Raw genomic sequence first — 26,617 nt, forward strand, 5'->3', positions numbered from 1 at the left:
CCTCAAAGGTCGAGCACGCCGCGACGGCGCAGCAATATCCACAGGAAGAACGGGGCGCCGACGGCGGCCGTTACGATGCCAATCGGCAGTTCCGCCGGCGCCACGATGGTCCGCGACACGGCATCGGCCAGAAGAAGCAGGCTCGCGCCGAGCAGAGCGGAGGCCGGCAAGAGATAGCGATGATCCGGCCCGATCGAAAGGCGCAGGAGATGCGGCACCACGATCCCAATGAACCCGATCCCGCCGGACACTGCGACGGACGCGCCAACGGCAGCGGCAACCGCGACGATCGCGGTGTTCTTCAATCGTTGAACCGGCACGCCGAGATGATTGGCAGCCGCTTCGCCAAGCGCGAGCGCATTGAGGCCCTTCGCCAGAAAGGGCGCGGCCAGAAGTGCCAGGACGATGATCGGTCCTGCTGCCGCGATCTTGGCCCAGGTCGCGCCCGCAAGCGATCCCAGCCCCCAGAAAGTCAGATCGCGCAACTGGTTGTCGTTCGCCATGTAGACGAGAACGCCGGAAAAAGCGCCCGCCAGGGCGCCCAGCGCGATACCGGCCAGAAGCATGGTTGCGACCGACGTCTGGCCGCGTCGCGTGGCGACTTTATAGAGAAGCAGCGTCGTCGCCAGCCCGCCGCAAAAGGCTGCGAGCGGCAGCGCGTAGATGCCGAAAAGCGCAACGACTGGCCCGAGCGCAGTGCCGCCCAATACGATGATCGAAATCGCGCCCAACCCTGCACCCGCCGAAACACCGACGAGCCCCGGATCGGCGAGCGGATTGCGGAAAAGCCCCTGCATCACCGCTCCGGACACCGCGAGAGCCGCGCCGATCAGAATGCCGAGCACGATGCGCGGCAGGCGAATTTCGTAGATGATGACGCGGTCGCGCGCCGAAATGACGGCATCCTCGGAAAACGAGGCACGGATGAGATCGGCCACGGACGCGTCCGAAGCGCCCGTCGTCAGGCTGAACAGCGAGACGAAAACGAGCACGAGCGCGAGCGTGGCGATGACAAGCCTGCCGAGGGCGGATCGATCGCCCGCCGCGCGCATCCGTCCGAAACGCGTCGTCGGCAGATTTTGCACCAATGCCATGTCAGTCCGTCACGGTGTTGCCGTAGAGTTCGTCGGCGAGTTCGCGGGCGGCCGCGCCCGTACGCGGACCAAAGCCGAGAACGTAATTGCCTTCGACGAGGACGACCCGACCGTTTTGCGCCGCGGGCGTCACCGAGAGAGCTTGCTGCGACGACAGGTCTGTCGATGTCGGTTCACTCTCGCCGCCGCGATTCATCAGCAGGATGACATCGGGTGACGCCGTCACGATCGCCTCGTCGGTCAATTGCTTGTAGCCGGCATAATCGGTGATGGCGTTCTGCCCGCCGGCCAGTTCGATCATCCCGTTCGCGGCCGTTCCGGTGCCGGAAGCCAGCACGCGGCCGCCTTCCATGGACAGGATGAACAGCACTCTGGCGCGTTCATCGATCGAGGCCGCCGCATCTTCGGCGGCGCGCAGATCGGCATCGACGTCTGCCGCAAGCTCGGCGGCTTCCTCTTCGATACCGAGTGCCTGCCCGACCGCATCGATCTTCGCCAGCACCCCTTCGCGGTCGAAGCTTTCCGGCACCGTCACGACCGGCACGCTCGCCGACTTGATGACCGCAACCGCTTCGGGCGGCCCCGCCCCTTCGAGCGTCAGGATCAGATCGGGATCGACGGAAAGCACGCCTTCCGGCGACAGGGCGCGCATATAGCCGACATCGGGCAAATCGAGCGCCTGCGCGGGGAACAGGCTGGTCGAATCGCGTGCGATCAGCCGCTCTTCCTGCCCGAGCGCGTAGACAATCTCGGTCAAGGAACCACCGATCGCGACGATGCGTTCCTGCGCGACGGCGGACGTAGCGAGTGAAACCAGCGCTACGGAAAGCAGACTACGGACGATTGTCATTGATGAAATCCCGATTCACGCCGCTGTCGAGCGCGCGACGCGCGGCAGGTTCTCGGCGATCAGGCGCCAGTCGCTTCGCTCATCCTGGCCCTCCGACCGTTTGCCGAAGAACTGGATGATGAGTTCACCCTTGGCGTCGTAGGCTTCAATGGACGTGGCGTGCCCTTCCTTGGTCGGCTTGCGCACGCCCCATAGTTCGGCAACGTGATCGGCCCGCAAATGGAGATGGAATGTCGGATCCATGACGTTGATCCACGGTCCCATCGGCTTGACGTTCACGATCGGCCCGGAATGAATCTGGATGCAACCCTGGTTGCCGACGAAGCACATGATCGGGAAGCCCTGATCCACGGCGTGATTGAACATCGCATTCAGGCCGCTGACATCCAGTTGCCAGGCATAATCGTCGCCGACCAGACCGACGGCCTCGCGGCGCGACAGTTTCAGCGAACGCAAAAGCCCGACGAACTGGTGCGGATCGGTCATCGTGCTCCAGCGCTCGCGAACGGCGTTGCCGTCGGCGTCGGCAGGCACTACCGCGGAAGGCGCCGAGTGTTCGATCTCAAGTTCCTGCACCTGTTCGTCGCTGGCGAGTTCAGCCACGAGCTTGTGGAAAGCGTAGAGGTTGGATGCCGGGCGCAGATGGATCTTGTGGACCGCGTTTCCGAACGTGTCGAAGAATTGCAGGCTGCGGCGGATATCGTCGCCGTCGCGCTTTTCCACCGCGAAGCCGTGTGCCCACGCACGCGGAAATATCCGAAGATCGATCTCGCCGCCCAGCACCATCGCACTGTGCGTGCCCGGGTGGACGTTGTCGTAAAAGCCGATCTTCTCATGCACGGCGCTTTCGTTGCGGGTCAGCGCCATCACTTCGCCGACGGCTTCGAGACCTGCAAGAAGGTCGTTCACGCGCGGCTCGATGCATGTGGTGCCCTCGCCGACATGCGCGGCGACGAACTGCGCCTCACTGATGCCGAGTTGTGCAGCAAGATCGCGCTCGCGCATTTTTGGATTGTCAGCGCGAGCCTGACGGATTTCGCGCGGCGACGGCTTGATGAAAGTCGTCATGGAACACCTATTTGTTGAGGATCAGCTTGCCCTGGCGGGTGATCTTGAGGCGGTATAGCGAGCCGCCGTGATCGATGCCGATTTCGGTCTGCCCGGCGAAGAGGTCCGAACTCTTCAGGCGGCGCAGTTCAAAATGGGAGTCCGTCGGCTTCCAGTCGGTCTTCGACCGGTCCGTGAACGCGTCGGGTGCGTTGCTCATGTTCACGTCTCATACCCCTTGAAGTGCCGGGCTTGCCGAGGGCTGGCTGGGCGACATGAAAGTTTGTATTCTTGACACCAATAATCAGGTTTTATAGGGGATGGCAATACCGGAGTATTTCACTCAACAAATAGCCTTTCACATCGAACGTCGACAAGCTGCCCGGCGCAAAATACGCTGCCCCAACGTCCCTCACGCCGCAATTCGGAGAGTTTCATGCCCCTGATTTCCAAGCGTCTTCCTCTTGGCCTCATGATCGGGGCACTCCTGTGCTCGTCTGCTTTTGCGCAAAACGCGACGCCGGACGATGCGCAGGCAGAAACGACGTCGGAGGCCGCGCAGGAAACGCAGACGGGGCCGCTATCGGTCGAGCTCAATTCGCTTCAGCCATCCGATGGCGGATGCCGGCTGACCTTCGTTGTGGAAAACGGCATGGGCAGCGATCTGTCGCGGGCGGCGTTCGAACTCGTTCTTTTCGATGCCGAAGGAACAGTCGAACGCATCACCGTCGTCGATTTTCAGGATCTGCCGGATGCCGGCACGAAAGTCCGGCAATTCGACTTCAAGGGCACGCAATGTGATCGGCTGGGACGCGTCCTCATCAACGATACGACCGATTGCACCGGCGACGGTGTCGAGCCGCGAGCCTGCCTGAACAGCCTGGAAACGTCGACCAGAACATCGATCGAATTTGGAACCTGAACAGCCGCCGTCCCGTCGTGATCTTGCATAAGGTGTTGCCATGAAGCCGGTTTGGCGTCTTCCCTCATCGAAACAGGGCCGAGAAGCGGCGGTTCTTGTTGTCGTCGGCGTTTCCATGTTCGGCTTTGCCGTGATCGGAAACTCGATGACACGGCCGCTCGATCATCTGCTGGATGCCGACAATAGAAATGCCGCGACGATTCAGGTCGTGACCCAGCATGTGAGAAGATGACAACACGCCACCTCAAATGGACCGCCGCTTTCGCCGTTTCGACCGCGCTTCACGCAGGCGCCGTCGGGCTGTTCATGATGCCGTCGGACGAATCCGTGCAGATTGCGGGCGGACAGCCCGTCGTCCTGAGCATTCAGGGCAATGCGATGGAGGACCTGACTTCCGCGGGCGAAATCGCCGAGGCAGTCGAGCCGACCGATACCGCCGAGGCGGTCGAGCCCGAGCAGGAAATTGCGGCAGTGCAGCCCGAAACGGTACAACCCGAGCGCACCGAGCCGGAGCCCGCACAGGAAATCGAACCCGTTCAATCCGAAGCGGTCGAACCCGAGCCGGTGGAAACCCCTCCCGAGCCTACCGAACAAGCCGTGCCCGTGCCCCCCGATGCTGTGCCGCCGCCCGAAGCGCCGGACACTGCCGCGGTCGAGCCTGAGACTTTGGCGCCGTTGCCCGAAGACGAACTGGCATTGGTCGATGTGCCGATCCCCACCGCACGTCCCGAATACACGCCCCCGCCCCCGCCAAGACAACAGGCGCAGCGCACCGAGCGGCCACGCCAGCAGCAGGCCGCTCCACGCCAGCAAGGCTCGGGCGGACAGAACCAGGCGGACACGCGCCGCGGTGCCGAACAGGGTGGCGCAAGCGGGGCCAGCGCCCCTTCGGGCCAATCGGCACAGTCGAACGCCGCCGGAAACGCGGCCGTATCCAATTACCCCGGTCAGGTGGCCACTCGGCTGCGCCGCGCGCTGCAATATCCGCGTGATGCACAGCGGCAGGGCATTCGCGGCGAGGTGCATGTACGCTTCACCGTCAACGCATCCGGGCAGGCGGCAGGCATCACCGTTGCGCGCAGTTCCGGCCATGCCGTTCTCGATCAGGCAGCCGTCGCCACGGTGCAGCGCGCCTCGCCGTTCCCGGCCATTCCCGCTGCCGCGGCGCGTTCGTCATGGCCATTCACCGTGCCTCTCGTGTTCTCCCGGTAACCGGCCATGTCTCTGCTCGGATTTCACCTGATGGCAAGCGAACGGGGCGACGGCCTTCATCCTCAGCTTCGCACGCTTCTGGAAAGCCGTCACAAAATCGAAACCGACGAGCGCGTCGTCGATCTTGCTTCCAACCGACCGGGATCGATGATCCAGGCAGGTCCCAATCCCATCGCGCTCGGCAACGATTTTCGTCCGGGCAATGTCGTCAGGTTCGACGGCAACGACAGGCAGGCCGTGCTCGATGCACGGCCGACGCACAGCATGAAAGGTAAGGTCTAATGTATATCGCGATGAACCGCTTCAAGGTGAAGAACGGCTCGGAAACCGATTTCGAGGATGTCTGGAAGAACCGCGACTCCACCTTGTCCGAAATGAAGGGGTTTCGCGAGTTCCACCTTCTGCGCGGGCCGGTGAACGAAGCGGAAGGCTATACGCTCTTCGCCTCGCATACCGTCTGGGAAAGCCAGGACGACTTCACCGCCTGGACCAAATCCCAGAATTTCCGCGATGCCCACAAGAACGCGGGAACGACGAAGCCCGCCTATATCGGACATCCGCAGTTCGAGGGCTTTTCCGTCGTCGAAGGTGCCTGACAATGCGCGATCTGGAGGAGACGGCGCGCGCGATCCCCATCCTGCCCTCGCTCGATATTGCCCGCACCCGGCGCTTCTACGAGGAAAAGCTCGGCTTTTCAGGCGAGCATTACGAGGACGAAGACTATCTCATCGTCACGCGCGGCGAGATCGAACTGCACTTCTGGCGGACCGATGACGAGAAGCTGCCGCCCGTCTCCTCCGCCTACATTCGCGGCCGCGACGTTCTGGCCCTCCACGCTGATTTCACGGCGCGCGGCGCCGAGAAAATCAGCGAAGTCATGTCCCGCGACTGGGGCATGACTGAATTCTATGTCTGGGACCCGGACGGCAATCTTCTGCGGATCGGCCTGCCGACCGAGTGCTTCGCCTGAGCGATCACTCGGCGGCGGCAAGCAGGCTGGCATTGCCGCCTGCTGCGGTCGTATCGACGCAGACCGACCGCTCATGGGCATATGCGGCCGGATAGATCGTATCCGTAACGAGCGGCACGATCGCCCCCTCTTTCGCCGCAAGTGCCTTTCGGATCGAGCGCAATGTGTCGGCATCGGCGGAGCAGGCAACGAGATCGACGGCCAGCGCGGTAAGATCGCCAGCCTCTACCGCGCCATCAAGCGCCGCGACCGGCAAACCTTTGGCAAGAAGCGGTTTCAGTGCCGCATTGGCACGCGGCGCGACGGCCAGAAGGGCATTTCCTGCCGCCAGCGCCTGCACAACCTGCGCAACGAGAGCGTCATCCGCTGGGCCGAGGCAAAGCACGCGGCCGCGCGGGGCCAGCGACAATGAGTTGGCCTCGCCGGTCGGGCCGGGCAGATCGGCCGGACCGAAATCCAGTGCCGCGGCCGCGCCCACGACATCGGCCGCCTTGCCACGCAGATGCTTGCGCAGGACGGCTATCCGGTCGGAGCGTATCGACCAATCCTGAATGCGATTCGGCAGGTGATCTTGCAGTTTGACGAGCGGAACGACCTGTGCAGTTTCCCCGGATTGGTCGTCCGAGACGGTTTTACGAAACCGACGCAGATAATGCGGCCCGCCGGCCTTCGGCCCGGTCCCTGACAAGCCCTCACCGCCGAACGGTTGCGAACCAACAACGGCGCCGATCTGGTTGCGGTTGACATAGATGTTGCCTGCATGAACGCGGTCGACGATATGCTGGACGCGTGCATCGATCCGCGTGTGCAACCCGAAGGTCAGCCCGTAGCCCGCTTCATTTATGCGGGAAATCACCGTATCGATCTTGTCGGCATCGAATGTCGCGACATGCAGAACCGGCCCGAATATTTCACGGTCGAGTTCCTCGATGCCCTTCACGCGGAAGATATGCGGCGCGACGAACAACCCGTTCTCGGGTTCATCGCGCTTCGAGATCAACCTGCCATCGTCTTCCATTTTGCGGCAGTAATCGGCAATCGTCGACTGCGCCTCTGCATCGATCACCGGTCCGATATCGGTGGCAAGGTTCCACGGATCGCCGATGGTCATCGCATCGAGCGCGCCCTTGAGCATGGCAAGCATATGCTTTTCGACATCCTTCTGGATGTAGAGCATGCGCAGGGCTGAGCAGCGCTGCCCGGCGGACTGGAAGGCGGAGGCGACGATGTCGCGGACGGCCTGCTCGGCAAGCGCGGTCGAATCGACGATCATCGCGTTGAGCCCGCCGGTTTCGGCGATCAGCATCGCGTCGGGCGCGGCGGTTTGCGCAAGCTGGCGCTCGATCAGCCGCGCCACATCCGTGGAACCGGTGAAGCAAACCCCGGCAATGCGTGGATCGGCGGTGAGCGGCGCACCTACTGTGGGCCCATCTCCGATAACGAGTTGCAAAACATCCGCCGGAATACCTGCTTCATGGAGCAATTCTAACGCACGCGCGGCAATCAGCGGTGTCTGCTCGGCCGGTTTTGCGACAACTGCGTTGCCGGCGGCAAGCGCCGCCGCTACTTGGCCCGTAAAAATCGCTAGCGGAAAATTCCACGGCGAGATGCAGACGATCACACCGCGCGCCACGCCAGTCTTCTCCGCTTCGGCAGCATTGGCCGCATAATAGCGCAGGAAGTCGACCGCCTCGCGCACCTCCGCTATGCCGTCAGTCACGGACTTTCCAGCCTCGCGGGTAGCAAGCGCAAGGAATTCGATCGTGTTCTTTTCATAAAGATCGGCGGCGCGGCGCAGTATGTCGGCACGTTCCGTGACTGGACGGGCGGCCCAGCCCGGCGCGGCCTTGATGGCACGCCCGACGATCGACGCCACGTCGTCAGCTTTCGTTTCGACGACGGTGCCCACCGCCTCTTCAAGATTCGCGGGATTGTGGACTGTGCGCCCCGTGCCGTTACCGCCTGCCCGCCAGCGATGCGGCGAGGAAAAGGCGGCGCGCTCGGCCTCAATGGCTTCCTCCGTCGAAGGATCGGTAATGTCCCAGCCCTTCGCGTTGATGCGCCCTGCCCCGAAGATTTCAGCGGGGCTAGGCAGCGCCGGATTGCGGGCCGAGCCCTGTGTCTCGACAACCTCGAAAGGATCACGGGCAATCTCTTCGGGCCGCACGCTCTCGTCGACGATCTGATGGACGAATGACGAATTCGCCCCGTTTTCAAGCAGGCGGCGCACGAGATAGGCCAGAAGGTCCGAATGTGCTCCGACCGGCGCATAGATGCGGCAGCGCGTGCCCTCGGCCTTGCGCACCGCCTCATGCAGCGCGTCGCCCATGCCATGCAGGCGCTGGAATTCGAATGCATCGCGATCATCGCCGGCCATTTCGAGGATTGCCGCGACTGTGTGCGCGTTGTGCGTGGCGAACTGCGGATAGATGCGATCCGTCATGCCAAGCAATTTGCGTGCGCATGCGATGTAGGACACGTCGGTATTCGGCTTGCGGGTGAACACCGGATAGCCGGCCAGCCCCATCACCTGCGCGCGCTTGATCTCGGTGTCCCAATAGGCGCCCTTGACGAGCCGCACCATGATCTTGCGGTCGAGACGTTTTGCAAGATCATGCAGCCAATCGAGAACCGGCGATGCGCGCAGGCCATAAGCCTGGACAACGACACCGAAACCATCCCAACCCGCAAGCTGCGGATCGGCGAGCACCGTTTCGATGACGTCGAGCGAGATATCCAGCCGGTCGGCTTCTTCCGCATCGATATTCAGACCCATCCTCGCCTGTTTTGCGGCTAGCGCCAGCGAACGCAGACGTTCGATCATCACCGGCAGCATAGTCGCGCGCTGCGGCCGTTCATAACGCGGGTTGAGCGCCGACAGCTTTACCGAGATACCAGGATTTTTGCGGATATCGTCGGAGCGCGCCTCTTTTGCGAGCGCCGCGATCGCGTCCGCATAGGCGCGGTGATAGCGAAGCGCATCCTCCTCCGTCCGCGCCGCTTCGCCCAGCATGTCGTAGGAATAGAGATTGCCCTTCTTCACCTCACCCGTACCGCGTTTGACGGCTTCCGTGATGGTGCGGCCCAGCACGAAATTCTCTCCCATTTCACGCATGGCTGCCGCGACCGCGCGGCGAATCACCGGCTCGCCCACACGGCGCACCATTCCGCGCAGCGTCCGCTCGATGCCGCCCTCGCCCTCATCGAGCACCTTGCCCGTCAGCATCAACGCCCAGGTGGACGCGTTGACGAAGATGGAGCCCGAACCGCCCGAATGCGCCGACCAGTCATGCGGCGCGATCTTGTCGCGGATCAGGTCGTCGATCGTATCGGCGTCCGGCACACGCAAGAGCGCCTCGGCCAGGCACATCAGGGCAACGCCCTCGCCGGTCGACAATCCGTACTCGGCCAAGAACGCTTCCATCAGCTTCGGTTCGGCGGAACTGCGCACCTGACCGACGAGCTTCGTCGCGCGTCCAGCGATTTTCCTGCGGCTGTCGACGTCAAGACCGGCTTGCTCGACAAGGGCGGCCAGAACGACCGCCTCGTCAGCGAGATTGGATGAACGGATGCGGGCGCGAAGTTGCTGACTGGAAATGGACATACCGGACTTTCGGATTGCGCTGACGAATGTACATGCAAACTAGCATGGCCGAACTTTCGAAAATCGCCAAACACATGGACCTCATGGTTCGATAAGGCTATTCAGAGCCTAGCAACAAGCCAAATTGACCGTAAATACGATTATGACCGACCAAATCGACCGGATTGATAAAGGTATCATCGCAGCTTTAGCCGCAAACGCGCGGCTATCGATGGCTGAGCTTGCCGTTCAGGTGGGATTGTCGAAGACACCGGTCGCCGCGCGCTTGAAGCGGCTTGAGGCGAGCGGCTATATCCGCGGCTATTCGGCGATCATCGATCGGGAACGGTTGGGCGAAGGCCATATTGCTTTCGTGCAGGTGAAGCTGTCGGACACGAGGTCTGCCGCGCTCGACGCTTTCAACCACGCCGTCCTGACGATCCGCGAGATCGAGCAATGCCATATGATCGCGTCCAGCTTCGACTATCTTCTCAAAGTTCGCACCCGCGATATCGCCAGCTACCGACGCGTTTTGGGCGAACGCATCTCTGCCTTGCCGCATGTCGCGCAAACCTCGACTTTCGTGGCGATGGAAACCGTCAAGGATCGCTGAAATCAAGGTCGCGATTGGCCATCGATGTCGTCGCGCCGGATGAATTCGGCTTACACGATGTTAACGACTGTGGCGGTAAATTAGCTTCGGTTAATTCGATGCGCTCGATCACGTTGGCGGGGCTAAGGTTGAGATGAATTCAGCGGCAGTACAGGTCGCACCGGCGCGAGCAGAACGTCGCGGTTTTCAGCGCGTTCGGGTAAAGATTTATGGGCGCTTCATGCTCGAAGACCGCTCGGAGCATCCTTGCCAGGTGATCGATATGTCGCCTGGCGACGCAGCGGTCCGCGCCGACAAGCCGGGCGAGCCGGGCGAACGGGTCATCGCCTATCTCGATCATATCGGCCGCGTCGAGGGTGTCGTTACGCGCCTGACCGACGACGGCTTCGCGATGACCGTCATCGCGTCCGAGCGCAAGCGCGAAAAACTCGCCGCTCAATTGACCTGGCTCGCCAACAAGCACGAGCTCGACCTTCCCGAAGACCGCCGCCATCAGCGCGTCGCGCCGCGCAATCCGATCACAGTCCTCCAGTTGGAAGACGGAAGGCAATATCGCTGCCGCATTCTGGACCTGTCCCTGTCTGGCGCGGCGATCGAGATCGACGTTCGGCCGGCGCTCGGCGTTCAGGTCACGCTCGGCTCAATGCGTGGCCAGATCGTTCGCCATTTCCAGGACGGCATCGCGGTCGAGTTCGCAGCACTTCAACGCGAGGAATCGCTGGAAGCGGCCTTTACGGATCGATAGCTCCGGCCACGCATCAGACCTTCGAAAGGCCGGCCATGCGCCGGCCTTTTTCGTGCGTTCGTCCAAAGCACATGGTTATCGAAATATTACCGCAAAACGAATCATTTTAATAAGTATTGATTCGAATATCCATTCAATTTGATCTTGTTTTTACTCGAATATACAATTGACTTTTCGCGTCGAATAAATCGGAGCCTGTCATTGTCTACCCAAACGGGGAGACAAAAACATGGCGGCTTCAAATTACTTTCGCAGCGGGATGGCGCTGGTTCTGTTCGTGGCATTCTCGGCGACGGCGGCCGCAGCGCAGCCATTCATGCATGTCGGTGGACTGACGACGCAGCCGGTGGGCCACTACGATTTTTGCCAGCGCAAGCCGAACGAATGCCAGCCGACCGCCGATGCCAATGGCCCCGTCGAACTCAGCCGCGAATTGTGGGCCGAAATCGTCAATGTGAACAACATGGTCAACCTGTCCGTACAGCCGCGTACCGACATGGAGATGTGGGGCGTCGAGGAATATTGGTCTTATCCCGTCAATGGCTACGGCGACTGCGAGGATTATGCGCTGGAAAAGCGCAAGCGCCTGATGGCGCTGGGCGTACCGGCATCGAACCTGCTCATGACGGTCGTGCGTCAGCCCAATGGCGACGGCCATGCCGTGCTGGTCGTCAGCACCTCGATGGGCGATTTCGTTCTCGACAATCTGGAAATGCGAGTCCTGCGCTGGAACGAGACGGAATACACCTATCTCAAGCGCCAGTCGCAGCGCCATGCCGGCATGTGGGTCACGATCACGGACGATCGCGACATCCTCGTCGGCAGCGTCGTCAATCGCTGATCTCATTCAGGAACAGCCAGGTCGAGCCCCACTCCCCGTAAGTTCGACCAGGCGGAGCCGGCCCATCCCCGTGGGTCGGCTCCATTCTTTTCAGTCGATGCGCTTCAACCCCGATGTGAAGCGTTTGCCGTTCGCGACATAGGACTTTGCCGAAGCACGCAATGCGTCATCGCTGGAAATCGTACGGATGACTTTCGCAGACGCGCCGACGATCAGGGAATTGTCAGGAAACTCCTTGCCTTCCGTCACCAACGCGCCCGCACCCACCAGTGAATTCTTTCCGATCTTTGCGCCATTGAGAATGGTCGCGCCCATGCCGACCAGCGAATTGTCGCCGATCGTGCAGCCGTGAAGGATTGCGCGATGGCCGATCGTGCAGCCTGCTCCCACCGTCAGCGGCATGCCGGGATCTGTGTGCATGACCGCATGTTCCTGAATGTTCGACCCCTCGCCTATGGTGATACGCTCATTGTCGCCGCGCAGGACAGCGCCGAACCAGACGCCCACATCGCGTCCGAGCGTGACCTTGCCGATCACATGCGCATCCGGGGCGATCCAGTTGGTCGCGCGGTCCTCGAAATCCGGGGCGACACCATCGAGTTCGTAGATCGGCATGAAAATCCTCCTCTGGTCAGTGATGCGGCAACGAGCCTTTACGCGGCATTTACCATGATCGGCGAGATTTGAACGCAGCCGACTCGGGCTTTCCAACTGCCAGCAAGTGCGCGATGACCGATTTCACACGTTTCGACAATGCCCGGATCGAACAGGTCGGTGCGAACTTCATGATGAAGGTGTTCTATGCCTTCCTCGTGCTTGCCGTGCTTTCGGTCGGCATCAGCTATGCCGGCAAATCGATCGGACGAACGATCGCTCTTGCGGGCCACACCACCGACACCACGATGCAGGGCGTCGTCATCGGCGGCGAAATGCTGGCCGTTCCCTCCAACATGATCCGCTTCGCTTCCGAACGCCGATCGGGCGATGCGAGAAAGCTCGACATCTACCTGTCGTGGCCGGACCTCAACGGATATTCGGAGGAAGAACGGCCACTGTTCAACCACGCCACGGCAGACAACCGGATAATCTTCGCGACTTTTGAGCCAAGATCCATGGCCCGCGACATGTCACAGCGCCTCACTCCGATTTATCGCTTGCTGATCGAGGAACCGGGTGAACCGGTCGAGGCCGGGCTGGTCGCGCACCGCTTCATCGAAGCGTCCGGCTATGGCGACGAAATGCTGATCGTCGATCCGACGCGCTTCAGGGCGCCGTTCGTCGCCCGATGCCTGTCGGGACCGGAAGCGGATACCGCGCTGGCATCATGCGAGCGCGATATCGATTTCGGTGCCAATCTGTCGATGCGCTACCGCTTTCCGCGCGCGCTGCTCGAAGATTGGCGCAAGCTCGACGCCGCAATGCAGGCATTTGCCATGCAAACGCTGCAGGCGGCCGAGTGATCAGGTCAGATCGACGTCGAGGATCGCCATCGAGAAATTGTACGACAACTCACCATCGTCTTCGTCCTTGAAGATGATTCCCAGGAATTCGTCGCCCACGTAAAGCTCGCATGAATCGTCCTTGCGTGGACGTGCCTTCACCTCGAGCGTCGGATTATTGAACGTCCGCTTGAAGTAGGCGTCGAGCTTTCGGATTTCTTCCGGTTTCAATGGATTACTCCGGTCCTGGTTTTCAAAGAGAGGCGCTTCTGGCACGCGTTCGAAGCGCATGTAAAGCCCGAACCGCCTCTTTCAACCGAAGCTGGACTATTCGCCGGCACCTTTCGCACCGAAAAGCTGATCCATGGCGCGCGACGGCTCCTCGCAGCCCGCCTCGCCGACGACCCGGCCCGGTACGCCGGCCACCGTCTTGTTGTTGGCGATGGATTGCAGGACGACCGACCCGGCCGCGATCTTGGTGCAATGTCCGATCTCGATATTGCCGAGGATCTTAGCGCCCGCGCCGATGAGGACGCCATGCCGGATCTTGGGGTGACGATCGCCGCTTGCCTTGCCGGTGCCGCCGAGCGTCACGTCGTGCAGGATGGAAACATTGTCCTCGATCACAGCCGTTTCACCGACGACGAGCCCGGTGGCATGATCGAGAAAGATGCCTCGGCCCACGATAGCGGCCGGATGGATATCCGTCTGAAACACCGCCGATGACCGGCTTTGGAGGTAAAGCGCAAAATCCTTGCGCCCGCGCGACCACAGCCAGTGCGCCAGCCGGTGCGTCTGGATGGCATGAAAGCCCTTGAAATAGAGGATCGGCATCAGGAACCGGTCGCAGGCCGGATCACGGTCGAAATAGGCCTGAATGTCGACGCGAACGGTAGTCGACCAGTCCGCATTGTCGCGCAGCATCTCGCCATAGGTCTGCCGAATGAGATCGGCGCCCAGATCCTGATGATGCAGACGTTCCGACAGGCGATGGATCACCGCCGCCTCGAGGCTGTCCTGATTGAGAATGGTCGAATAGAGAAACGCCGAGAGGATCGGATCGGCCGCGACCGCATCGGCCGCCTCGGCCCGCACCGCGCTCCAGATCGGATCAACCGGCTGCACCGCATGGCTGCGCTGCTTCATCGAGATCGTCATCGTCTTCCTCTGTCGTCAGGCTTGGCAGTGGGAATATTGTAGTTCAAACAGAACGCTCTTTGAACTCAGTTTTCCTTATTCATCGTTCAGGTGGCGCGAATTGGCCGAAAATCAAGATGGTTTGGTAAAGCCCGGTTTCGATATCGAACGCACGGGGCATGTCCTCGTCGTCGAGATCGCGCGGCCCGACAAGAAGAACGCGCTGACAGAAGCGATGTGGATCGCGCTGGCCGAAATTTTCGACGACGTCGCGGGCAATACCGACGTCAGGGCCGTCATCCTCACCGGACGCGACGGCTCGTTTTGCGCCGGCGCGGACATCGCCGAATTCGATACGGCGCGGCGCGGTTCTCGCGCTGCGATCTATGAAGCGGCGAATTCGCGCGCTTTCGCCGCCGTTCGCGACTGTCCGGTGCCGACCATCGCTGCCATCGACGGCATCTGCTTCGGCGGCGGCTTCGGGCTGGCGGCGGCGTGCGATTTGCGGATCGCCTCCGCCGATGCGCTCTTCAGCGTTCCTGCCGCACGGCTCGGACTGGCTTATCCCGTCGACGCGATGGCCGATATCGTGCATGCGGTCGGGCCGCAGCTTGCACGGTATCTGACCTTTTCAGCCGGCCGTCTCGATGCGCAAACCGCGCTTGCCGCCGGCTTCCTGCTCGAAGTGACAGAACAATTGCCCGCACGCGACCGCGCACTGGATCTGGCGCAATCCATCGCCATGAACGCGCCGCTCTCCATCAAGGCGTCCAAGGCTTCCATTCGCGCCGTGCTGTCGGGATCGTCCGAAGACATGACGGCCGCCGCCCGGCTCGGCGCGATGACTTTCGAAAGCGACGACTACGAGGAGGGCCGGCAGGCTTTCAAGGAGCGTCGCGCGGCAAATTTTTCAGGCCGCTGACGAGTTCGCCCGGTTGGCGGGCGCATTTACCTGCTCTTCGAAAAAAGCGATGACGGCGTCCGAAAACAGATCGTTGCGGTCCCCGGCAACCATATGCCCCGCGCCGCCGATATCGACATAGCGCGCGTTTTTCGCTTGCGCCACGAAGTCGCGGGCGGCTGCCTCGTCGACGAGTTCGGACTGCATCCCTCGCACCAGAAGGATCGGAAGATCGAGCTCGGGAAGCTTCTCCAGAACGCCGCTCAGCAGCGCTTTGCCGTCCGCGTCGATGCTGGTCGCGCCGCGCACGAAAGCGGGGTCCCAATGCCAGCGGAAGCGCCCATCAGCGCCCAGCCGCAGGTTCTTGCTCAACCCGTCGAGCGAACGCGGACGCTTGCGACTGGGCAGATAGGCGGCGATCTCGTTGGCCGCCTCTTCCAGGGAGCCAAAACCTTCTTCCAGCCGCGATCCCATGAAGCCGATGATGCGCGCGACGCCCGCAGGGTTCATCTGCGGCACGACATCGACCAGAACGAGCCTGTCTATGAGCGGCCCGAAATCGGCCTCCGCCAACAGCGACGCAAGCCCGCCCAACGACGCACCGACGATCGCCGGGCGCGCGCCGAAGCGACGATTAAGGTCGCTCACCACGGCCTGAATGTCCTCAGCGTAATGCAGAAAGCTGTAATTGCCGCTGTCGACCCAGTCGCTTTCGCCGTGGCCGCGAATATCGAGGGTGACCGCCCGCTTGCCCTTTGCCGCAAGGTGCTCGGCCGTGCGCTGCCAGGCATGACGCGTCTGCCCGCCGCCATGCAGGAACAGGACAGGCTGACCGCCGCCGTCCCACAGCGAGCCGATGAGCAAATTCTTCTCGGCGCCACGAAATTCGATGCGCGTTTCCGCGATCACAGCGGATGCTCCTGCAAGAACTCCAGCGCCCTCGCTTTGAAAGTCCGGTCCCCGACCGAAAGCATGTGGTCCCGCCCGACAATGTCGAAGGCCGTCGCGTCCGGCATCAATCTCGCAAGCGCATGCGGATCGCCGGCGATATCGTCGGTCGTCCCGACGGCGATGAGTGTGGGCTGATCGATCCGGCCCATCTGCGATTGTGAAAGCTCCTGTCGCGACGTCGCGATACAGGCCGCCAGCGCTTCGCGGTCGCTTTTCGTCTGGTCGGCGAAGGCGCGGAACATGCGCCCGCGCGGGTTTGAAACGTCATCGAGGGACGGCGCGCGCAGCGCATCGGCGATCGGATCCCAGTCGCCCACCCCATCGACCATACCCATCCCGAGCCCGCCGAAGATCAGGTTCGCCACGCGTCCGGGATGTTCGCGCGCCATGAAAGCCGAAACGCGCGCGCCCATCGAGTAGCCGAAGACATGCGCGCGTACGATGCCCAGATGGTCGAGCAGTGCGACGGCATCCGAAGCCATCGCGGAAGGCGTATAGACCGATGTGTCGTAGCTTTTCGTCGTGTCGCCGTGCCCGCGATGATCGAAAGCGATGACACGGTAGCCGGCGCGCGTCAGCGTCTGCACCCAGCCCGGCTGAACCCAGTTGATGCGAAGCGTCGAGGCAAAACCGTGGATGAGCAGGATCGGTTCGCCGTGACGGTCGCCCTCGTCGATATAGGCGATGTCGAAACCGTCATGAGAAAAATACTGCACGTCGCGTTCGCTCACTGATCTGCCACCGCGTCGATGATGGGGTGATGAAGCCGCGTCCCGGCGACAATCCCGACTTCATCGGCGGTGCCAGCATGAAGTTCGAGAACGAACCGGCTCGGCGCGCCCGGGCCTATCGATGCCGTCGAAAACGGTTCCCCCGGCAAGGTGTCGATCACAACGCCGTCTTCTCCGACGAAGACGAGATCGAGCGGCAATGGCGTGTTCTGCATCCAGAAACTGACCTGGCGCGTTTCGCCGAACACGAAAAGCATCCCGCGATCTTCGGGCAGGTCCGTGCGGAACATCAGGCCGCGCGCGCGGCGCTCCGGCGTGTCGGCGATTTCGACGTCGAAGGCGACCGTCTCACCACCCGCTTCGAAGGTCAGCGGCGCGGCATCGACGGGCAATTTCATCTCAGCGCCCTGAACGACAGGCTGTGCGAAAGCGATCGGCACCGATACCGACATTCCAAAGGCGCCCGTCAGCGCGAGGGCCAGAACTGCAATGCGTTTGTTCACGAGGCGAATCCTTCGGCGTTGGCGGCGCGCAATGACGAAGGTGTCAATGCGCGGCCGGCAAAGTCCCGATATCGGGGTGAACTTCGGCAGCCATAAGGCCTTTGTCGCCACGTCCGAAGCGAACGAGAACGACCTGCCCCGGACGCAGTTCGGTGACGCCGAAGCGGCGCAGCGTTTCCATATGCACGAATATGTCTTCCGTGCCCTCGCCGCGTGTGAGAAAGCCGAAACCTTTCGTCCTGTTGAACCATTTGACCAGAGCACGCTCAAGCCCGCTTTCCGGCGTGACGGTGACATGGGTACGTTCGGTCGGCTGTTCGGACGGATGAACGGCCGTCGACATGTCCATCGCGAGGATACGGAAGGCCTGAAGCCCGCGCTCGCCCTGGCGAACCATGCAGGTCACGCGCGCGCCTTCGAGCGCCGTCGGATATCCGTCACGGCGCAGGCACGTCACATGAACAAGAATATCCCCCAAGGCAGGATCGTCGGCATTGATGAATCCGTAGCCTTTGGCGACGTCGAACCATTTGATCGAGCCGGTGGCCTCAATCAGTTCCATACCGTCGCTTTTGCTATCGGTGGAATCGCTTCTTGCCGACAGATCCCTCGCCGAGGCATTTTCCCCCATGCCCGAACCCTTCCAAGACACACCGCACCTGATTCTTGGACGGCAGGATAGCATTGTGCATTCGGGTGGGTGCAAGGCCCCATTGTGGCTTTTTCGCAGCGAAGCGGGTGAAATACTTCGCAAGGACGACCCGCCTTACCTGCATCCGACGGTTGTCGCGGATCGAATGCCGCCATATGTAGCGCACATTGGCGGTCGTCTTGATCAATGGAAAAAGGATAGGAAAATGCGCTACTTGCATACAATGGTCCGTGTAAAGGACATCGACGAATCGCTTGATTTCTACTGCAACAAGTTCGGAATGCAGGAAGTGCGCCGCGTCGAGAACGAGCAAGGCCGCTTTACGCTCATTTTTCTTGCCGCAAGGGAAGATACGGAGACGGGGAAGTCCAAACAGGCGCCGCTTCTCGAATTGACCTACAACTGGGACCCGGAAACCTACCAGGGCGGCCGCAATTTCGGTCATCTCGCTTTCGAGGTCGACGACATTTACGAAACCTGCCGGAAGCTTTCCGAACAGGGTGTTACGATCAATCGGCCGCCGCGCGACGGCAACATGGCGTTCATCAAGTCGCCCGACGGAATCTCTATCGAGCTGCTGCAAAAGGGACCAGCCAAGGAGAAGGCAGAACCCTGGATGTCGATGGAAAACACCGGCAACTGGTAACTATCACGCGGCGGCGGTCACTCGATTGCCGCCGCCTTGGCCGTGTCGATCAATCCGTTGGCGATGCTCATGCGCTCGACGGCGCGTGCGTGGAGGTGCGGAGCCAGCCGGTCCGGGTGATTGGCGAAGGCGAAGCGCCGACGCGCACGATCAAGATCGGCAATGCTTCGAAGTTTTCCGATTTCAAGCTCGCGCGCGATCACATCCGGATCTGTCGACAGGTCCGGCATGAGTGTGTCGAGTGCTTCGATCACTTCAGGAGCCAGCGTCGGCTCCCTGTAGGCGTGACGCGCCGAATTGTCGAAAAGCGGCGCGTTCGCGCCTTGCAGCCGCTCGATCTGATACAGCAGATCGCCGCGCAAGGTGGGTGCCGGGCCGCTTTCCGGCTCTTGCGGCGCAGTGGAGATCAACTCGTCGAGCAAATCTCCGAAACTCCTGGCGTTACCGCCTGCCATTCACGGCCTCCCAGCCATCTTCATTATCCCGGCAGATTAATCGTCAATTCCTAAAAAAGGTTCCGCTTGAAGGCTTCCGCGCATGGCAGGTCTGCAATTTTTCCGACTGCATCTCTCGGACAACCGGTGTCATTCTGATTGCGGGAGGATCGAAACTTCGGAGACGATCCATGGGCATCTTCACGGAATTCTTTGCACGGCCCCGGCCGATTTATGCCAACCAGAAACGCGGCATGCTGATCCTGAACATGATGAGCCAGGCGGAGTTGTCGGATCTCGGCATCAAGCCGGCCGATTTTCCGAATGTCGCGCGCGACATGGGGTCCAAGCGTCGCGCCTAGCGCATGTCTCCCGAAAGTGGGCACCGGTTTCGGGATAAAGACATGCGCAAAAACAAGAACCTAAAGCGTATGGAGCGAATCTGAAAGATTGCGACTCGCTTTAGCCGGAGCGGATCAACATTTCGGTGATCCGCTGGATTTTGCGGGCGTCTCGTGTCTCACTCGGCATGATTCGAAGGGACACGATTCGCGAGGTCTTCTCATGCGCGCGCTTCCCCGGCTTCTCGCTCCGGCCCTTGTCCTATGCGGCACGGCGGCTGGCGCACAGCCCGCCTATATCGACGACAGGTCCGCGCCGGATGTGCTGGTTCGCTCGCTCTACAACGCGATCGAACGCGCCGAATTCGCGCGCGCCTGGAGCTATTTCGCCGAACCGCCGGCCGACAGCGTCGAGGATTACGCGGCAGGTTTTGCCGATACAAGGTCGGTCGAACTCCTGACCGGCACACCATCGGAAGAAGGGGCCGCGGGCAGCGTCTACTATCAGTTGCCGATCGTGCTCAAATCCGCCGCCGCCGATGGCAGCGAAACGGTCTATGCGGGCTGCTACACACTGCGCCAGCCAAACCCTGCCAACAACCCGGACGAGTTCACGCCGCTCAGGATCGAAGACGGCACGCTGGAAGAAACCGACGCCTCGTTTGGCAGCGACGCACTTCCCACACGCTGCTCGCCGGACGGGCCGGAATTGTCCGAACAGAACGCACATATGATCGAAGCGGAAAGAGTGTTCGAGGCGACATTTGCCAACCGATGCGCCGGACGCAACCGCGAAGGCATGGGCGCGGACGCGGAGGCGCAAAGTTACGAAATCAATTTCCGCTATATGAACGAAACCTCCGACGATCCGATGAGCACGGCCCGTCTTTTCCGGTTCGCGTGCAATTTCGGCGCCTACAACGTCACGCATATGTATCTTGCGAGCATCGGCGGCGAACAGCCGGAGCCGGTCTACTTCGCCGTTCCCGAACTCGACATCCGTTACGAGAACGACGACATGGAGGCAGGGTTGCGGGACATGACGCAAATCGGCCTCATCACCCGCGCCGAACTCATCAACTCCGAATACGATCCCGATACGCAATCCATAACCACCTGGGAGAAATGGCGCGGCATCGGCGATGCATCGTCGTCGGGGCGCTGGATTTTCCGATATGGCGCATTCACGCTGGTCGAGTATTCGGTCGACCCGACCTATGACGGCGAGATCGACGCGCAGGAAATCCTCAATTTCAACGAAGCGCCTTGACGCATTCTCAATTGCTTATCGAGCGTTGCTCATCCAGTTTATGACGCCGCGCCAGTCGGTCATCCGGATCGGCGTGCCATGCGTGCCGTCCTCGAACCGGACCAGTCTGACAGGATAATTCGGCGACGCGGCAAGGATGGAGCGGAAGAAGGCTTCCTGACGCTCGACGGGAAAGACGCGATCCCGGCTCCCATGGCCGAGATACACCGGAACCCGCGCCCGAAAAGCCGCGCTCCTGATGAATTTTTCGTCCCAGTGCGAGCCGAGAAGCAGCAGTCCGCCCAGCCTGTTCGCAAGGCCTTCGTTCTGCGAAAGCTGCCAGCAGATCGCACCGCCGGCCGACCCGCAGGCAACGAAAATCGACGCCTGCGGTGACGCTGCAGCATAGGTCGTCAGCAGGGCCTCTACCTGTCCCGCTCCTGCCGGCCCAAAATCGGTGAAATCCGGCGAGAGGTACAGCCCGCCATTTTTCGCGCTCAAATTCTTGATGCGGTTGAAATTACCGCCGAACGTGAAATCGTCAGCGCCTTGCCCGCGATTGCCGCCTTGTCCGTGCAGATAGACCACGATGAAACGTGCGTCTTCGGCACGGCCGACGGCGACATGCCGGATCGGACCGGCGGGCGTTTCGACGGCAACGTCGCGCTGCATGCGCCTGACGGAAAGATCGACATAGGTCGCATGGGCGCGGCGCTCGGGGATTTCATCGCGTCCGTTGATATCGCGCATTTCACGGTAATCGACCGCGATCCGCGCGCCGCCATCGCTGGTCTCGAGCGTGACGGGAAGGGCGAACAACCGGTCCTTGAAAGGCGCGAGAAGATCGGCTGCGGCCGGACCGATGGTGAGAGCAAGGGCCGCCGCCGCAACTGCAATTCGCATCAAGCCTGCTCCACGATCCGGCCGCCGGCCTGGCGAACCGCGTCCTGCGTGTCGAGGTCGAGGCTGGCCGCCTCGCCCAGTTCGATATCGACCACCGGCAAAACGGCGCTCTCGACAAGGTGCCGCGCGCCCGTATCGCCTTCGATCTTCTCGATTTCAGCGAACAGGGCACGCGGCAGGATGACAGGATTGCCCCGCTTGCCGGCATGCGTCGCCCGCACGATCGACGATCCGCCGGAATGTTCGAAAGCCGCGATCATGCGGTCGAGCGTCTGCGCCGTAACACCCGGCATATCGCCCAATACCACCAGAAGGCCATCGACGTGTCGAGGCACGGCGCGTGCTGCCGCCTTCAAGGAGGTCGAGAGGCCGTCCGCGAAGTCGGGATTGTCCACGATGTCGATGTCCAGTTCATCGACCGCCTGCACGATCCGGTCCCGCTGATGGCCGACGATCAGGTGCGCGCGTTCGGCCCGCGATCCTTGCGTCGCTGCGGCCACACGCCGAATCAGCGGCACGCCGTCGAATTCGGCCAGAAGCTTGTTCGGCCCCTTCATCCTGCTGGAGCGTCCGGCAGCGAGAATGGCGGCATGCACCACGACTTTTCGTGTTGCCGTACTCAACTCGCGCGGTTGCGGACGCTGCGGAATTTCCATCAGCAATCCCCCGACCCCCATGCGCGCGATGTCATCGGCGGTAACCTTCAGACCGGCGAGAATACGATCGAGAATCCAATCGAAACCGTTCGTTTTCGAACTGCGCGCGCATCCCGGCGCTCCAATGACGGTCGTGCCATCCAGTTCGCCCAGAACGAGAAGATTGCCCGGATCGACCGGCATTCCCGTCCGCTCCACCCGTCCGCCTGCACGCCGTATCGCCGCCGGAATAACGTCGTCCCAGTCGCAAACCGCCGATGCCCCGAAAATCAGGAGAAGGTCACAATCGACCCTTATCGCACTGACGGCCTCGGCAAGTTCGGCCTCTTGATGCGGAACGCGCGTTTCCCGGACGATCACGCTACCCGAGCGCGCAAGCCGCTCGGTCGTCACCTTTGTCGTCTTGTCGAGAACGCTTGGCTTCACACCGCTCAGCGTCGTCTGGATGAGGCCGACACGCGCGGAGCGAAAACTCTCGACGGCAAAAATTTCGCCGGATCGCGCGACGGCGAAAGCAGCCGATAGAACATCCCTTGCCACGCCGAACGGAATCACCTTGATGGTCGCCACCATCTGTCCCGCCTGGACACGTTCGAACGGGGGCAGTGTCGCTATCGTGATCGCGGGATCGACGCTGTTGAGCGCATCGACGACGCCCTTGTCGACCGTGAAAAGACCGGCCTCCGCAGCATGGATGTTGACCCGGCCGGTTGCCGCATCGCGAATGTCTACCCCACGCACAGACAGGTTCGCCGCCATTTCGGCGGCAGCACGGTTTTCGTCGAAATCGTCCGCATCGAGGCGCGCCGCGACGACGGACCTGATGCCGGCCGCCGCCAGGACTTTGATATCCTGTGCCGAGAGACGATGCGCTTTCCTGAACCGCACTCCCCCGGCGATAAGCGAATGCGCCAGGATCGAACCTTCCGCCGCCTCGATGTCCACGGCTCCGAACTTCACGCCGCCCGCTCCGCCTGTTCCCGGCCGCGTGAGCGCAGCGACTGGATCACTTCCGCCAGAACGGCGACGGCAATCTCCGCCGGGCTGGCAGCGCCTATGGACAGGCCGATGGGGGCACGGATGCGCGCGATCTCCCCATCCGAAAGCCCGCTTGCGCGCAATCGATCAACGCGCTTCGAATGCGTCTTGCGGCTGCCGAGCGCGCCGACATAGAACGCCCCGGCCCGCAGCGCCGCCTCGATCGGCCCGTCGTCTATCTTCGGATCGTGCGTGACGGCGACCAGTGCCGTGAAGGCGTCGAGCGGGCGCTCAGTCAGAACCTTGTCCGGCCATTCCGCCGTCACGACCGTGTCGGGAAACCGTTCCGGCGTCGCAAAAGCGGAGCGCGGATCGACGATTTCGACATCGAATCCGGCGATCCGCGCCATCGGGGCCAGTGCCTGGCTGATGTGGACGGCTCCGATGATGACGAGGCGCGCCGACGGCAGGTGCACGTTGAAGAACAGTTTTTGCCCGTCGATTTCGACCATGCCCGATTTGCCGGAATCGAAGGCGCTCGACAGTGCCGCGCCCAGCGCGCCTTCGCGTGTGTCGGCTTCCCGATAAAGCGTGGAAATGCCATTCTCGAAATCGCTCACGAGGATCGCGGCCCGGCGAGCGGCACGTTCGCGGTTGAGCGTCGTCAGAACATCGCGTTCCATCATTCAGGCGACCGGTTCGACATGGACCGCGATGCGACCGCCGCAGGACAGCCCCACCTGCCAGGCGGTCTCATCCGCAACGCCGAATTCGAGCATCTTCGCCGCCCCACCCTCGATCACATCCAGCGCTTCGGTGACCACCGCACCTTCGACGCAGCCGCCGGAGACCGAGCCTTCGAAATTACCTTCGCCGTCGATGACGAGATGGCTGCCGACAGGGCGCGGTGCCGAACCCCATGTCTCCACTACCGTCGCGAGCGCGACCTTGCGCCCCTCGCCTATCCAGCGTTGCGCTATCGCAAGCGGATCGCTGCCCCGTCCCAGATCGTCGGTCATCGTCATCGCACCATACTCCTTGGTCGAGATATGGTCATGCGGCATGCCTCTTGCCAAGGTTGCTTCGGCGTTTCGCATCGACCGACAGTGCCTTGACGAGATCGCCGAGGGCGTCGAGCGAATGAACCGCGCGAAACTCGTCGACATGGTCGAGCATGACCCGCACGCCGCGTGCGCGTGGCTCGAAACCGTCGAAGCGAAGCAGCGGGTTGAGCCAGATCAGCCGGCGGCAGGACTTGTGCAGGCGCTCCATTTCCCGATCGAGCAAAGCCGTATCCTCGCGCTCCAGCCCGTCCGTGATGAGCAGAACGGTCGCGCCCTGCCCCAGAACACGGCGCGACCACAGCCGGTTGAAGCTATGCAGCGTTTCGCCGATCCGCGTGCCGCCCGACCAATCCTTCACGATCGCGGCGGCCTGTGCGAGCGCCTCGTCCGGATCGCGCTGGCGCATCTGCCGGGTCAGATTTGTCAGCCGCGTCCCGAAGACGAAGGTGTGAACGCGATTGCGCGTCTCGCTTAGCGCATGAAGAAAATGCAGGAAGACTCGGGAATATTGGCTCATCGAGCCGGAAATATCGGCGAGAATCACGAGCGGCGGATGCACTTTGCGTACCGATTTGAAACGCGGCAGAACGAGGTCGCCGCCGGTGCGCAGCGCGTGGCGCATCATCGCGCGGGGATCGGTGCGGACGCCGCGCGGATCGGCCTTGAACCGGCGGGTGTCGATATGATCGGCCGGCAGGGACAGGCGCGAGATCGCCTTGCGCGCGTCGGTGAGTTCCGCCGCGCTCATCTGGGCGAAGTCCTTGGCGCGCAACACCTCGTTGCCGGACACCGAAAACCGCGAATCGAATTCGATCTCGGGAATTTCCTGCTTCGTCTGCCGCTCGTTGCTGCCGAACAACGCTTCCGCGACGCGGTTTTCAGCCGGCTTCGGCTTTGACCGCTCACGCATGTCCGGCGCGACGGGCGAGAACATCGCGATCATCTTCTCGACCAGTTCGCGCGAGCGCCAGAACAGGCGAAACGCTTCGTCGAAGGTCGCATGGTCCTCGCGCCGGTTCACCAGAACCGCGTGCAAAGTCCAATAAAATTCCTCGCGCGTGCCGATGCCTGCGGCGAGTACCGCCTCGATCGCATCCTTGACCGCCGCCGGGCCGACGCGCATGCCGGCGGCGCGCAGGGACCGGGCGAAATAGACGATGTTGTCGCCGATGCGCCCGTCAGGCTGGACTGCGACGGCGTCACTCATCTATTCCGCCGCGGCGGCCAACTCCGCCTTGACCTCGGAAAGGATGCGCCGGCCCTCGCCGTCCGCGATGCGGGCGATGTCGTCCTGATATTTGAGGATGACGCCGATCGTGTCGGAAATCGTCTCCGGGTCGAGCGCAAGCTTGTCGAGTTCGGTCAGCGCGCTCGCCCAGTCGATCGTCTCGGCAACGCCCGGCACCTTGAACAAATCCATCTGGCGCAGACGCTGGATGAATGCCACCACTTCGGCCGACAGGCGCTCGTTGGCCTGCGGCACCTTGTTCGCGACGATTTCGAGTTCGCGCGCGGCGCTCGGATAATCCACCCAGTGATAAAGGCAGCGCCGCTTCAGCGCGTCGTGGATTTCGCGCGTCCGGTTCGTCGTGATGACGACGAGCGGCGGCTCTTTCGCCCTGATCGTGCCGAGTTCGGGCACCGTCACCTGAAAATCCGACAATATTTCAAGCAAAAACGCCTCGAACGCTTCATCCGTCCGGTCGAGTTCGTCGATCAGGAAGACGGGGGCCGCGCCTGCCTCTCCGCTCAGGGCGTCGAGCACCGGACGGCGGATCAGATATTTTTCCGAAAAGACGTTGCGCTCCATGGCGTCGCGCCGCACTTCGCCGGAAGCTTCCTCCATTCGGATTTCGATCATCTGCGCCGCGTAGTTCCATTCATAGACGGCGGAGGAGACGTCGAGACCCTCGTAGCATTGCAGCCGGATCAGCCGTCGGCCGAGCGCGGAGGCCAGCACCTTGGCGATTTCCGTCTTGCCGACACCCGCCTCGCCTTCGAGAAAGAGCGGCCGCCCCATCTTCAAGCTGAGAAACAGCACCGTAGCCAGCGCCCGGTCGCCGACATAGCCCGCACTCGCCAGCATTTCGAGCGTGGCGTCGATGGAGGAAGGCAAGGGTTGAGCGCTGGTTGTCGACATGATGCTTCCGGCAAG

General features: G+C 62.0%; 32 protein-coding genes. 13 read left to right on the forward strand and 19 right to left on the reverse strand.

Features of this window, described 5'->3' with window-relative positions:
* Positions 1 to 2: 2 nt before the first annotated feature.
* From GTW25_RS05535 to hemP, 4 genes are read right to left on the reverse strand one after another with little or no spacing between them, the layout of a single operon-like run.
* Positions 3 to 1,094 (reverse strand): FecCD family ABC transporter permease, encoded by a 1,092-nt coding sequence (locus GTW25_RS05535; protein ID WP_252910968.1) that lies wholly within the window; start codon positions 1,092 to 1,094, stop codon positions 3 to 5.
* 1 nt (position 1,095) lies between these two features.
* A complete protein-coding gene (locus GTW25_RS05540) occupies positions 1,096 to 1,944 on the reverse strand; it encodes a heme/hemin ABC transporter substrate-binding protein (protein ID WP_252910969.1) in 849 nt (282 codons plus the stop codon).
* Between the two features lie 15 nt (positions 1,945 to 1,959).
* A complete protein-coding gene (locus GTW25_RS05545; protein ID WP_252910970.1) occupies positions 1,960 to 3,012 on the reverse strand; it encodes a hemin-degrading factor in 1,053 nt (350 codons plus the stop codon).
* A gap of 7 nt (positions 3,013 to 3,019) precedes the next feature.
* The gene (gene hemP / locus GTW25_RS05550) at positions 3,020 to 3,211 is read right to left on the reverse strand and encodes a hemin uptake protein HemP (RefSeq protein WP_252910971.1); all 192 of its coding nucleotides are present in this window, start codon (positions 3,209 to 3,211) and stop codon (positions 3,020 to 3,022) included.
* A gap of 216 nt (positions 3,212 to 3,427) precedes the next feature.
* Here hemP and GTW25_RS05555 point away from each other — a divergent pair, with 216 nt between their 5' ends.
* The 5 genes from GTW25_RS05555 to GTW25_RS05575 all read left to right on the forward strand — a co-directional run bounded on the left by GTW25_RS05555 (position 3,428) and on the right by GTW25_RS05575 (position 6,095).
* On the forward strand, positions 3,428 to 3,913 hold the full coding sequence (locus GTW25_RS05555; RefSeq protein ID WP_252910972.1) for a hypothetical protein: 486 nt from the start codon (positions 3,428 to 3,430) through the stop codon (positions 3,911 to 3,913).
* Between the two features lie 228 nt (positions 3,914 to 4,141).
* Positions 4,142 to 5,125 carry an energy transducer TonB gene (locus tag GTW25_RS05560; RefSeq protein ID WP_252910973.1) on the forward strand — a complete coding sequence of 328 codons (984 nt, stop codon included), beginning with the start codon at positions 4,142 to 4,144 and terminating at the stop codon, positions 5,123 to 5,125.
* A gap of 30 nt (positions 5,126 to 5,155) precedes the next feature.
* Complete coding sequence (locus GTW25_RS05565; protein WP_252910974.1) at positions 5,156 to 5,407, forward strand: hypothetical protein; 252 nt, start codon at positions 5,156 to 5,158, stop codon at positions 5,405 to 5,407.
* Positions 5,407 to 5,721 carry a heme-degrading protein HmuQ gene (gene hmuQ / locus GTW25_RS05570; RefSeq protein ID WP_252910975.1) on the forward strand — a complete coding sequence of 105 codons (315 nt, stop codon included), beginning with the start codon at positions 5,407 to 5,409 and terminating at the stop codon, positions 5,719 to 5,721. Before GTW25_RS05565 ends, hmuQ begins: the two co-directional genes overlap by 1 nt.
* A 2-nt stretch (positions 5,722 to 5,723) precedes the next feature.
* Positions 5,724 to 6,095: a bleomycin resistance protein gene (locus GTW25_RS05575; RefSeq protein WP_252910976.1), complete on the forward strand. Its 372-nt coding sequence runs from the start codon at positions 5,724 to 5,726 to the stop codon at positions 6,093 to 6,095.
* 4 nt (positions 6,096 to 6,099) lie between these two features.
* Here GTW25_RS05575 and putA read toward each other — a convergent pair whose 3' ends face one another.
* On the reverse strand, positions 6,100 to 9,699 hold the full coding sequence (gene putA / locus GTW25_RS05580) for a bifunctional proline dehydrogenase/L-glutamate gamma-semialdehyde dehydrogenase PutA (protein WP_252910977.1): 3,600 nt from the start codon (positions 9,697 to 9,699) through the stop codon (positions 6,100 to 6,102).
* A 142-nt stretch (positions 9,700 to 9,841) separates the two neighbouring features.
* On the opposite strand from putA, the gene GTW25_RS05585 reads away from it, so the two are divergent.
* The 3 genes from GTW25_RS05585 to GTW25_RS05595 all read left to right on the forward strand — a co-directional run bounded on the left by GTW25_RS05585 (position 9,842) and on the right by GTW25_RS05595 (position 11,877).
* Positions 9,842 to 10,291, forward strand: a complete 450-nt coding sequence (locus GTW25_RS05585) for an Lrp/AsnC family transcriptional regulator (RefSeq protein WP_290127910.1) — start codon at positions 9,842 to 9,844, stop codon at positions 10,289 to 10,291.
* A 133-nt stretch (positions 10,292 to 10,424) separates the two neighbouring features.
* Positions 10,425 to 11,036, forward strand: a complete 612-nt coding sequence (locus GTW25_RS05590; RefSeq protein ID WP_252910978.1) for a PilZ domain-containing protein — start codon at positions 10,425 to 10,427, stop codon at positions 11,034 to 11,036.
* 229 nt (positions 11,037 to 11,265) lie between these two features.
* Positions 11,266 to 11,877, forward strand: coding sequence for a transglutaminase-like cysteine peptidase (locus GTW25_RS05595; RefSeq protein WP_252910979.1), 612 nt, complete (start codon positions 11,266 to 11,268; stop codon positions 11,875 to 11,877).
* Positions 11,878 to 11,967: 90 nt separating this feature from the next.
* Here the strand turns inward: GTW25_RS05595 and GTW25_RS05600 are convergent, their stop codons facing one another.
* Entirely contained in the window at positions 11,968 to 12,492 is a 525-nt protein-coding gene (locus GTW25_RS05600) for a gamma carbonic anhydrase family protein (protein WP_252910980.1), read from the reverse strand.
* A 113-nt stretch (positions 12,493 to 12,605) separates the two neighbouring features.
* Here GTW25_RS05600 and GTW25_RS05605 point away from each other — a divergent pair, with 113 nt between their 5' ends.
* The gene (locus GTW25_RS05605; RefSeq protein WP_252910981.1) at positions 12,606 to 13,337 is read left to right on the forward strand and encodes a hypothetical protein; all 732 of its coding nucleotides are present in this window, start codon (positions 12,606 to 12,608) and stop codon (positions 13,335 to 13,337) included.
* Here the strand turns inward: GTW25_RS05605 and GTW25_RS05610 are convergent, their stop codons facing one another.
* Both GTW25_RS05610 and cysE read right to left on the reverse strand, forming a co-directional pair.
* Positions 13,338 to 13,547 carry a DUF3126 family protein gene (locus GTW25_RS05610; protein WP_252910982.1) on the reverse strand — a complete coding sequence of 70 codons (210 nt, stop codon included), beginning with the start codon at positions 13,545 to 13,547 and terminating at the stop codon, positions 13,338 to 13,340.
* 96 nt (positions 13,548 to 13,643) lie between these two features.
* Positions 13,644 to 14,474: a serine O-acetyltransferase gene (cysE, locus tag GTW25_RS05615; RefSeq protein ID WP_252910983.1), complete on the reverse strand. Its 831-nt coding sequence runs from the start codon at positions 14,472 to 14,474 to the stop codon at positions 13,644 to 13,646.
* Positions 14,475 to 14,574: 100 nt separating this feature from the next.
* On the opposite strand from cysE, the gene GTW25_RS05620 reads away from it, so the two are divergent.
* Positions 14,575 to 15,375 carry an enoyl-CoA hydratase/isomerase family protein gene (locus GTW25_RS05620; RefSeq protein ID WP_252910984.1) on the forward strand — a complete coding sequence of 267 codons (801 nt, stop codon included), beginning with the start codon at positions 14,575 to 14,577 and terminating at the stop codon, positions 15,373 to 15,375.
* On the opposite strand, the gene GTW25_RS05625 is transcribed toward GTW25_RS05620, so the two are convergent.
* The 4 genes from GTW25_RS05625 to GTW25_RS05640 are packed head-to-tail and all read right to left on the reverse strand — an operon-like array spanning position 15,364 to position 18,101.
* The gene (locus GTW25_RS05625; RefSeq protein ID WP_252910985.1) at positions 15,364 to 16,263 is read right to left on the reverse strand and encodes an alpha/beta fold hydrolase; all 900 of its coding nucleotides are present in this window, start codon (positions 16,261 to 16,263) and stop codon (positions 15,364 to 15,366) included. The genes GTW25_RS05620 and GTW25_RS05625 overlap by 12 nt on opposite strands.
* Positions 16,260 to 17,036, reverse strand: a complete 777-nt coding sequence (locus GTW25_RS05630) for an alpha/beta fold hydrolase (protein WP_252910986.1) — start codon at positions 17,034 to 17,036, stop codon at positions 16,260 to 16,262. The genes GTW25_RS05625 and GTW25_RS05630 overlap by 4 nt, the downstream gene beginning before the upstream one ends.
* Positions 17,033 to 17,539, reverse strand: coding sequence for a DUF192 domain-containing protein (locus GTW25_RS05635; RefSeq protein WP_252910987.1), 507 nt, complete (start codon positions 17,537 to 17,539; stop codon positions 17,033 to 17,035). Before GTW25_RS05635 ends, GTW25_RS05630 begins: the two co-directional genes overlap by 4 nt.
* Positions 17,540 to 17,582: 43 nt before the next feature.
* Positions 17,583 to 18,101 carry a cold-shock protein gene (locus GTW25_RS05640; RefSeq protein ID WP_252910988.1) on the reverse strand — a complete coding sequence of 173 codons (519 nt, stop codon included), beginning with the start codon at positions 18,099 to 18,101 and terminating at the stop codon, positions 17,583 to 17,585.
* A gap of 295 nt (positions 18,102 to 18,396) precedes the next feature.
* Here GTW25_RS05640 and gloA point away from each other — a divergent pair, with 295 nt between their 5' ends.
* Positions 18,397 to 18,837 carry a lactoylglutathione lyase gene (gene gloA / locus GTW25_RS05645; protein ID WP_252911414.1) on the forward strand — a complete coding sequence of 147 codons (441 nt, stop codon included), beginning with the start codon at positions 18,397 to 18,399 and terminating at the stop codon, positions 18,835 to 18,837.
* A gap of 17 nt (positions 18,838 to 18,854) precedes the next feature.
* On the opposite strand, the gene GTW25_RS05650 is transcribed toward gloA, so the two are convergent.
* Positions 18,855 to 19,292: a hypothetical protein gene (locus GTW25_RS05650; RefSeq protein WP_252910989.1), complete on the reverse strand. Its 438-nt coding sequence runs from the start codon at positions 19,290 to 19,292 to the stop codon at positions 18,855 to 18,857.
* 170 nt (positions 19,293 to 19,462) lie between these two features.
* Between GTW25_RS05650 and GTW25_RS05655 the strand changes: the two genes are divergently transcribed.
* Complete coding sequence (locus GTW25_RS05655) at positions 19,463 to 19,633, forward strand: hypothetical protein (RefSeq protein ID WP_252910990.1); 171 nt, start codon at positions 19,463 to 19,465, stop codon at positions 19,631 to 19,633.
* A 202-nt stretch (positions 19,634 to 19,835) separates the two neighbouring features.
* A complete protein-coding gene (locus GTW25_RS05660) occupies positions 19,836 to 20,882 on the forward strand; it encodes a DUF1176 domain-containing protein (protein WP_252910991.1) in 1,047 nt (348 codons plus the stop codon).
* 15 nt (positions 20,883 to 20,897) lie between these two features.
* Here the strand turns inward: GTW25_RS05660 and GTW25_RS05665 are convergent, their stop codons facing one another.
* Genes GTW25_RS05665 through GTW25_RS05690 form a run of 6 tightly spaced genes read right to left on the reverse strand, consistent with a single transcriptional unit; the run spans position 20,898 to position 26,602 of the window.
* Complete coding sequence (locus tag GTW25_RS05665; RefSeq protein WP_252910992.1) at positions 20,898 to 21,764, reverse strand: alpha/beta hydrolase family protein; 867 nt, start codon at positions 21,762 to 21,764, stop codon at positions 20,898 to 20,900.
* On the reverse strand, positions 21,764 to 23,380 hold the full coding sequence (locus tag GTW25_RS05670; protein WP_252910993.1) for an NTP transferase domain-containing protein: 1,617 nt from the start codon (positions 23,378 to 23,380) through the stop codon (positions 21,764 to 21,766). The genes GTW25_RS05665 and GTW25_RS05670 overlap by 1 nt, the downstream gene beginning before the upstream one ends.
* Positions 23,377 to 24,081: an XdhC family protein gene (locus GTW25_RS05675; protein WP_252911415.1), complete on the reverse strand. Its 705-nt coding sequence runs from the start codon at positions 24,079 to 24,081 to the stop codon at positions 23,377 to 23,379. Before GTW25_RS05675 ends, GTW25_RS05670 begins: the two co-directional genes overlap by 4 nt.
* Before the next feature lie 3 nt (positions 24,082 to 24,084).
* Positions 24,085 to 24,423 (reverse strand): XdhC family protein, encoded by a 339-nt coding sequence (locus GTW25_RS05680; RefSeq protein ID WP_372493056.1) that lies wholly within the window; start codon positions 24,421 to 24,423, stop codon positions 24,085 to 24,087.
* A gap of 28 nt (positions 24,424 to 24,451) precedes the next feature.
* Positions 24,452 to 25,669, reverse strand: a complete 1,218-nt coding sequence (locus tag GTW25_RS05685) for a vWA domain-containing protein (protein ID WP_252910994.1) — start codon at positions 25,667 to 25,669, stop codon at positions 24,452 to 24,454.
* Positions 25,670 to 26,602 carry an AAA family ATPase gene (locus GTW25_RS05690; protein ID WP_252910995.1) on the reverse strand — a complete coding sequence of 311 codons (933 nt, stop codon included), beginning with the start codon at positions 26,600 to 26,602 and terminating at the stop codon, positions 25,670 to 25,672.
* Positions 26,603 to 26,617: the final 15 nt, after the last annotated feature.

Origin of the sequence: Aliihoeflea aestuarii, assembly GCF_024105665.1 — a bacterium.
Taxonomy (GTDB): Bacteria; Pseudomonadota; Alphaproteobacteria; order Rhizobiales; family Rhizobiaceae; genus Aliihoeflea; species Aliihoeflea aestuarii.

Excerpts from the sequence above, each read along its gene's own strand:
- GTW25_RS05685 (WP_252910994.1), bottom strand. The coding sequence starts at position 25,669 with ATGAGTGACGCCGTCGCAGTCCAGCCTGACGGGCGCATCGGCGACAAC.
- GTW25_RS05590 (WP_252910978.1), top strand. The coding sequence starts at position 10,425 with ATGAATTCAGCGGCAGTACAGGTCGCACCGGCGCGAGCAGAACGTCGC.
- GTW25_RS05535 (WP_252910968.1), bottom strand. The coding sequence starts at position 1,094 with ATGGCATTGGTGCAAAATCTGCCGACGACGCGTTTCGGACGGATGCGC.
- GTW25_RS05600 (WP_252910980.1), bottom strand. The coding sequence starts at position 12,492 with ATGCCGATCTACGAACTCGATGGTGTCGCCCCGGATTTCGAGGACCGC.
- cysE (WP_252910983.1), bottom strand. The coding sequence starts at position 14,474 with ATGACGATCTCGATGAAGCAGCGCAGCCATGCGGTGCAGCCGGTTGAT.
- gloA (WP_252911414.1), top strand. The coding sequence starts at position 18,397 with ATGCGCTACTTGCATACAATGGTCCGTGTAAAGGACATCGACGAATCG.
- GTW25_RS05555 (WP_252910972.1), top strand. The coding sequence starts at position 3,428 with ATGCCCCTGATTTCCAAGCGTCTTCCTCTTGGCCTCATGATCGGGGCA.
- GTW25_RS05595 (WP_252910979.1), top strand. The coding sequence starts at position 11,266 with ATGGCGGCTTCAAATTACTTTCGCAGCGGGATGGCGCTGGTTCTGTTC.
- GTW25_RS05680 (WP_372493056.1), bottom strand. The coding sequence starts at position 24,423 with ATGACGATGACCGACGATCTGGGACGGGGCAGCGATCCGCTTGCGATA.
- GTW25_RS05585 (WP_290127910.1), top strand. The coding sequence starts at position 9,842 with ATGACCGACCAAATCGACCGGATTGATAAAGGTATCATCGCAGCTTTA.
- GTW25_RS05690 (WP_252910995.1), bottom strand. The coding sequence starts at position 26,602 with ATGTCGACAACCAGCGCTCAACCCTTGCCTTCCTCCATCGACGCCACG.
- GTW25_RS05605 (WP_252910981.1), top strand. The coding sequence starts at position 12,606 with ATGACCGATTTCACACGTTTCGACAATGCCCGGATCGAACAGGTCGGT.
- GTW25_RS05655 (WP_252910990.1), top strand. The coding sequence starts at position 19,463 with ATGGGCATCTTCACGGAATTCTTTGCACGGCCCCGGCCGATTTATGCC.
- GTW25_RS05575 (WP_252910976.1), top strand. The coding sequence starts at position 5,724 with ATGCGCGATCTGGAGGAGACGGCGCGCGCGATCCCCATCCTGCCCTCG.
- GTW25_RS05560 (WP_252910973.1), top strand. The coding sequence starts at position 4,142 with ATGACAACACGCCACCTCAAATGGACCGCCGCTTTCGCCGTTTCGACC.
- GTW25_RS05540 (WP_252910969.1), bottom strand. The coding sequence starts at position 1,944 with ATGACAATCGTCCGTAGTCTGCTTTCCGTAGCGCTGGTTTCACTCGCT.
- hmuQ (WP_252910975.1), top strand. The coding sequence starts at position 5,407 with ATGTATATCGCGATGAACCGCTTCAAGGTGAAGAACGGCTCGGAAACC.
- GTW25_RS05660 (WP_252910991.1), top strand. The coding sequence starts at position 19,836 with ATGCGCGCGCTTCCCCGGCTTCTCGCTCCGGCCCTTGTCCTATGCGGC.
- GTW25_RS05650 (WP_252910989.1), bottom strand. The coding sequence starts at position 19,292 with ATGGCAGGCGGTAACGCCAGGAGTTTCGGAGATTTGCTCGACGAGTTG.
- GTW25_RS05565 (WP_252910974.1), top strand. The coding sequence starts at position 5,156 with ATGGCAAGCGAACGGGGCGACGGCCTTCATCCTCAGCTTCGCACGCTT.
- GTW25_RS05545 (WP_252910970.1), bottom strand. The coding sequence starts at position 3,012 with ATGACGACTTTCATCAAGCCGTCGCCGCGCGAAATCCGTCAGGCTCGC.
- GTW25_RS05675 (WP_252911415.1), bottom strand. The coding sequence starts at position 24,081 with ATGGAACGCGATGTTCTGACGACGCTCAACCGCGAACGTGCCGCTCGC.
- putA (WP_252910977.1), bottom strand. The coding sequence starts at position 9,699 with ATGTCCATTTCCAGTCAGCAACTTCGCGCCCGCATCCGTTCATCCAAT.
- GTW25_RS05665 (WP_252910992.1), bottom strand. The coding sequence starts at position 21,764 with ATGCGAATTGCAGTTGCGGCGGCGGCCCTTGCTCTCACCATCGGTCCG.
- hemP (WP_252910971.1), bottom strand. The coding sequence starts at position 3,211 with ATGAGCAACGCACCCGACGCGTTCACGGACCGGTCGAAGACCGACTGG.
- GTW25_RS05640 (WP_252910988.1), bottom strand. The coding sequence starts at position 18,101 with ATGGAACTGATTGAGGCCACCGGCTCGATCAAATGGTTCGACGTCGCC.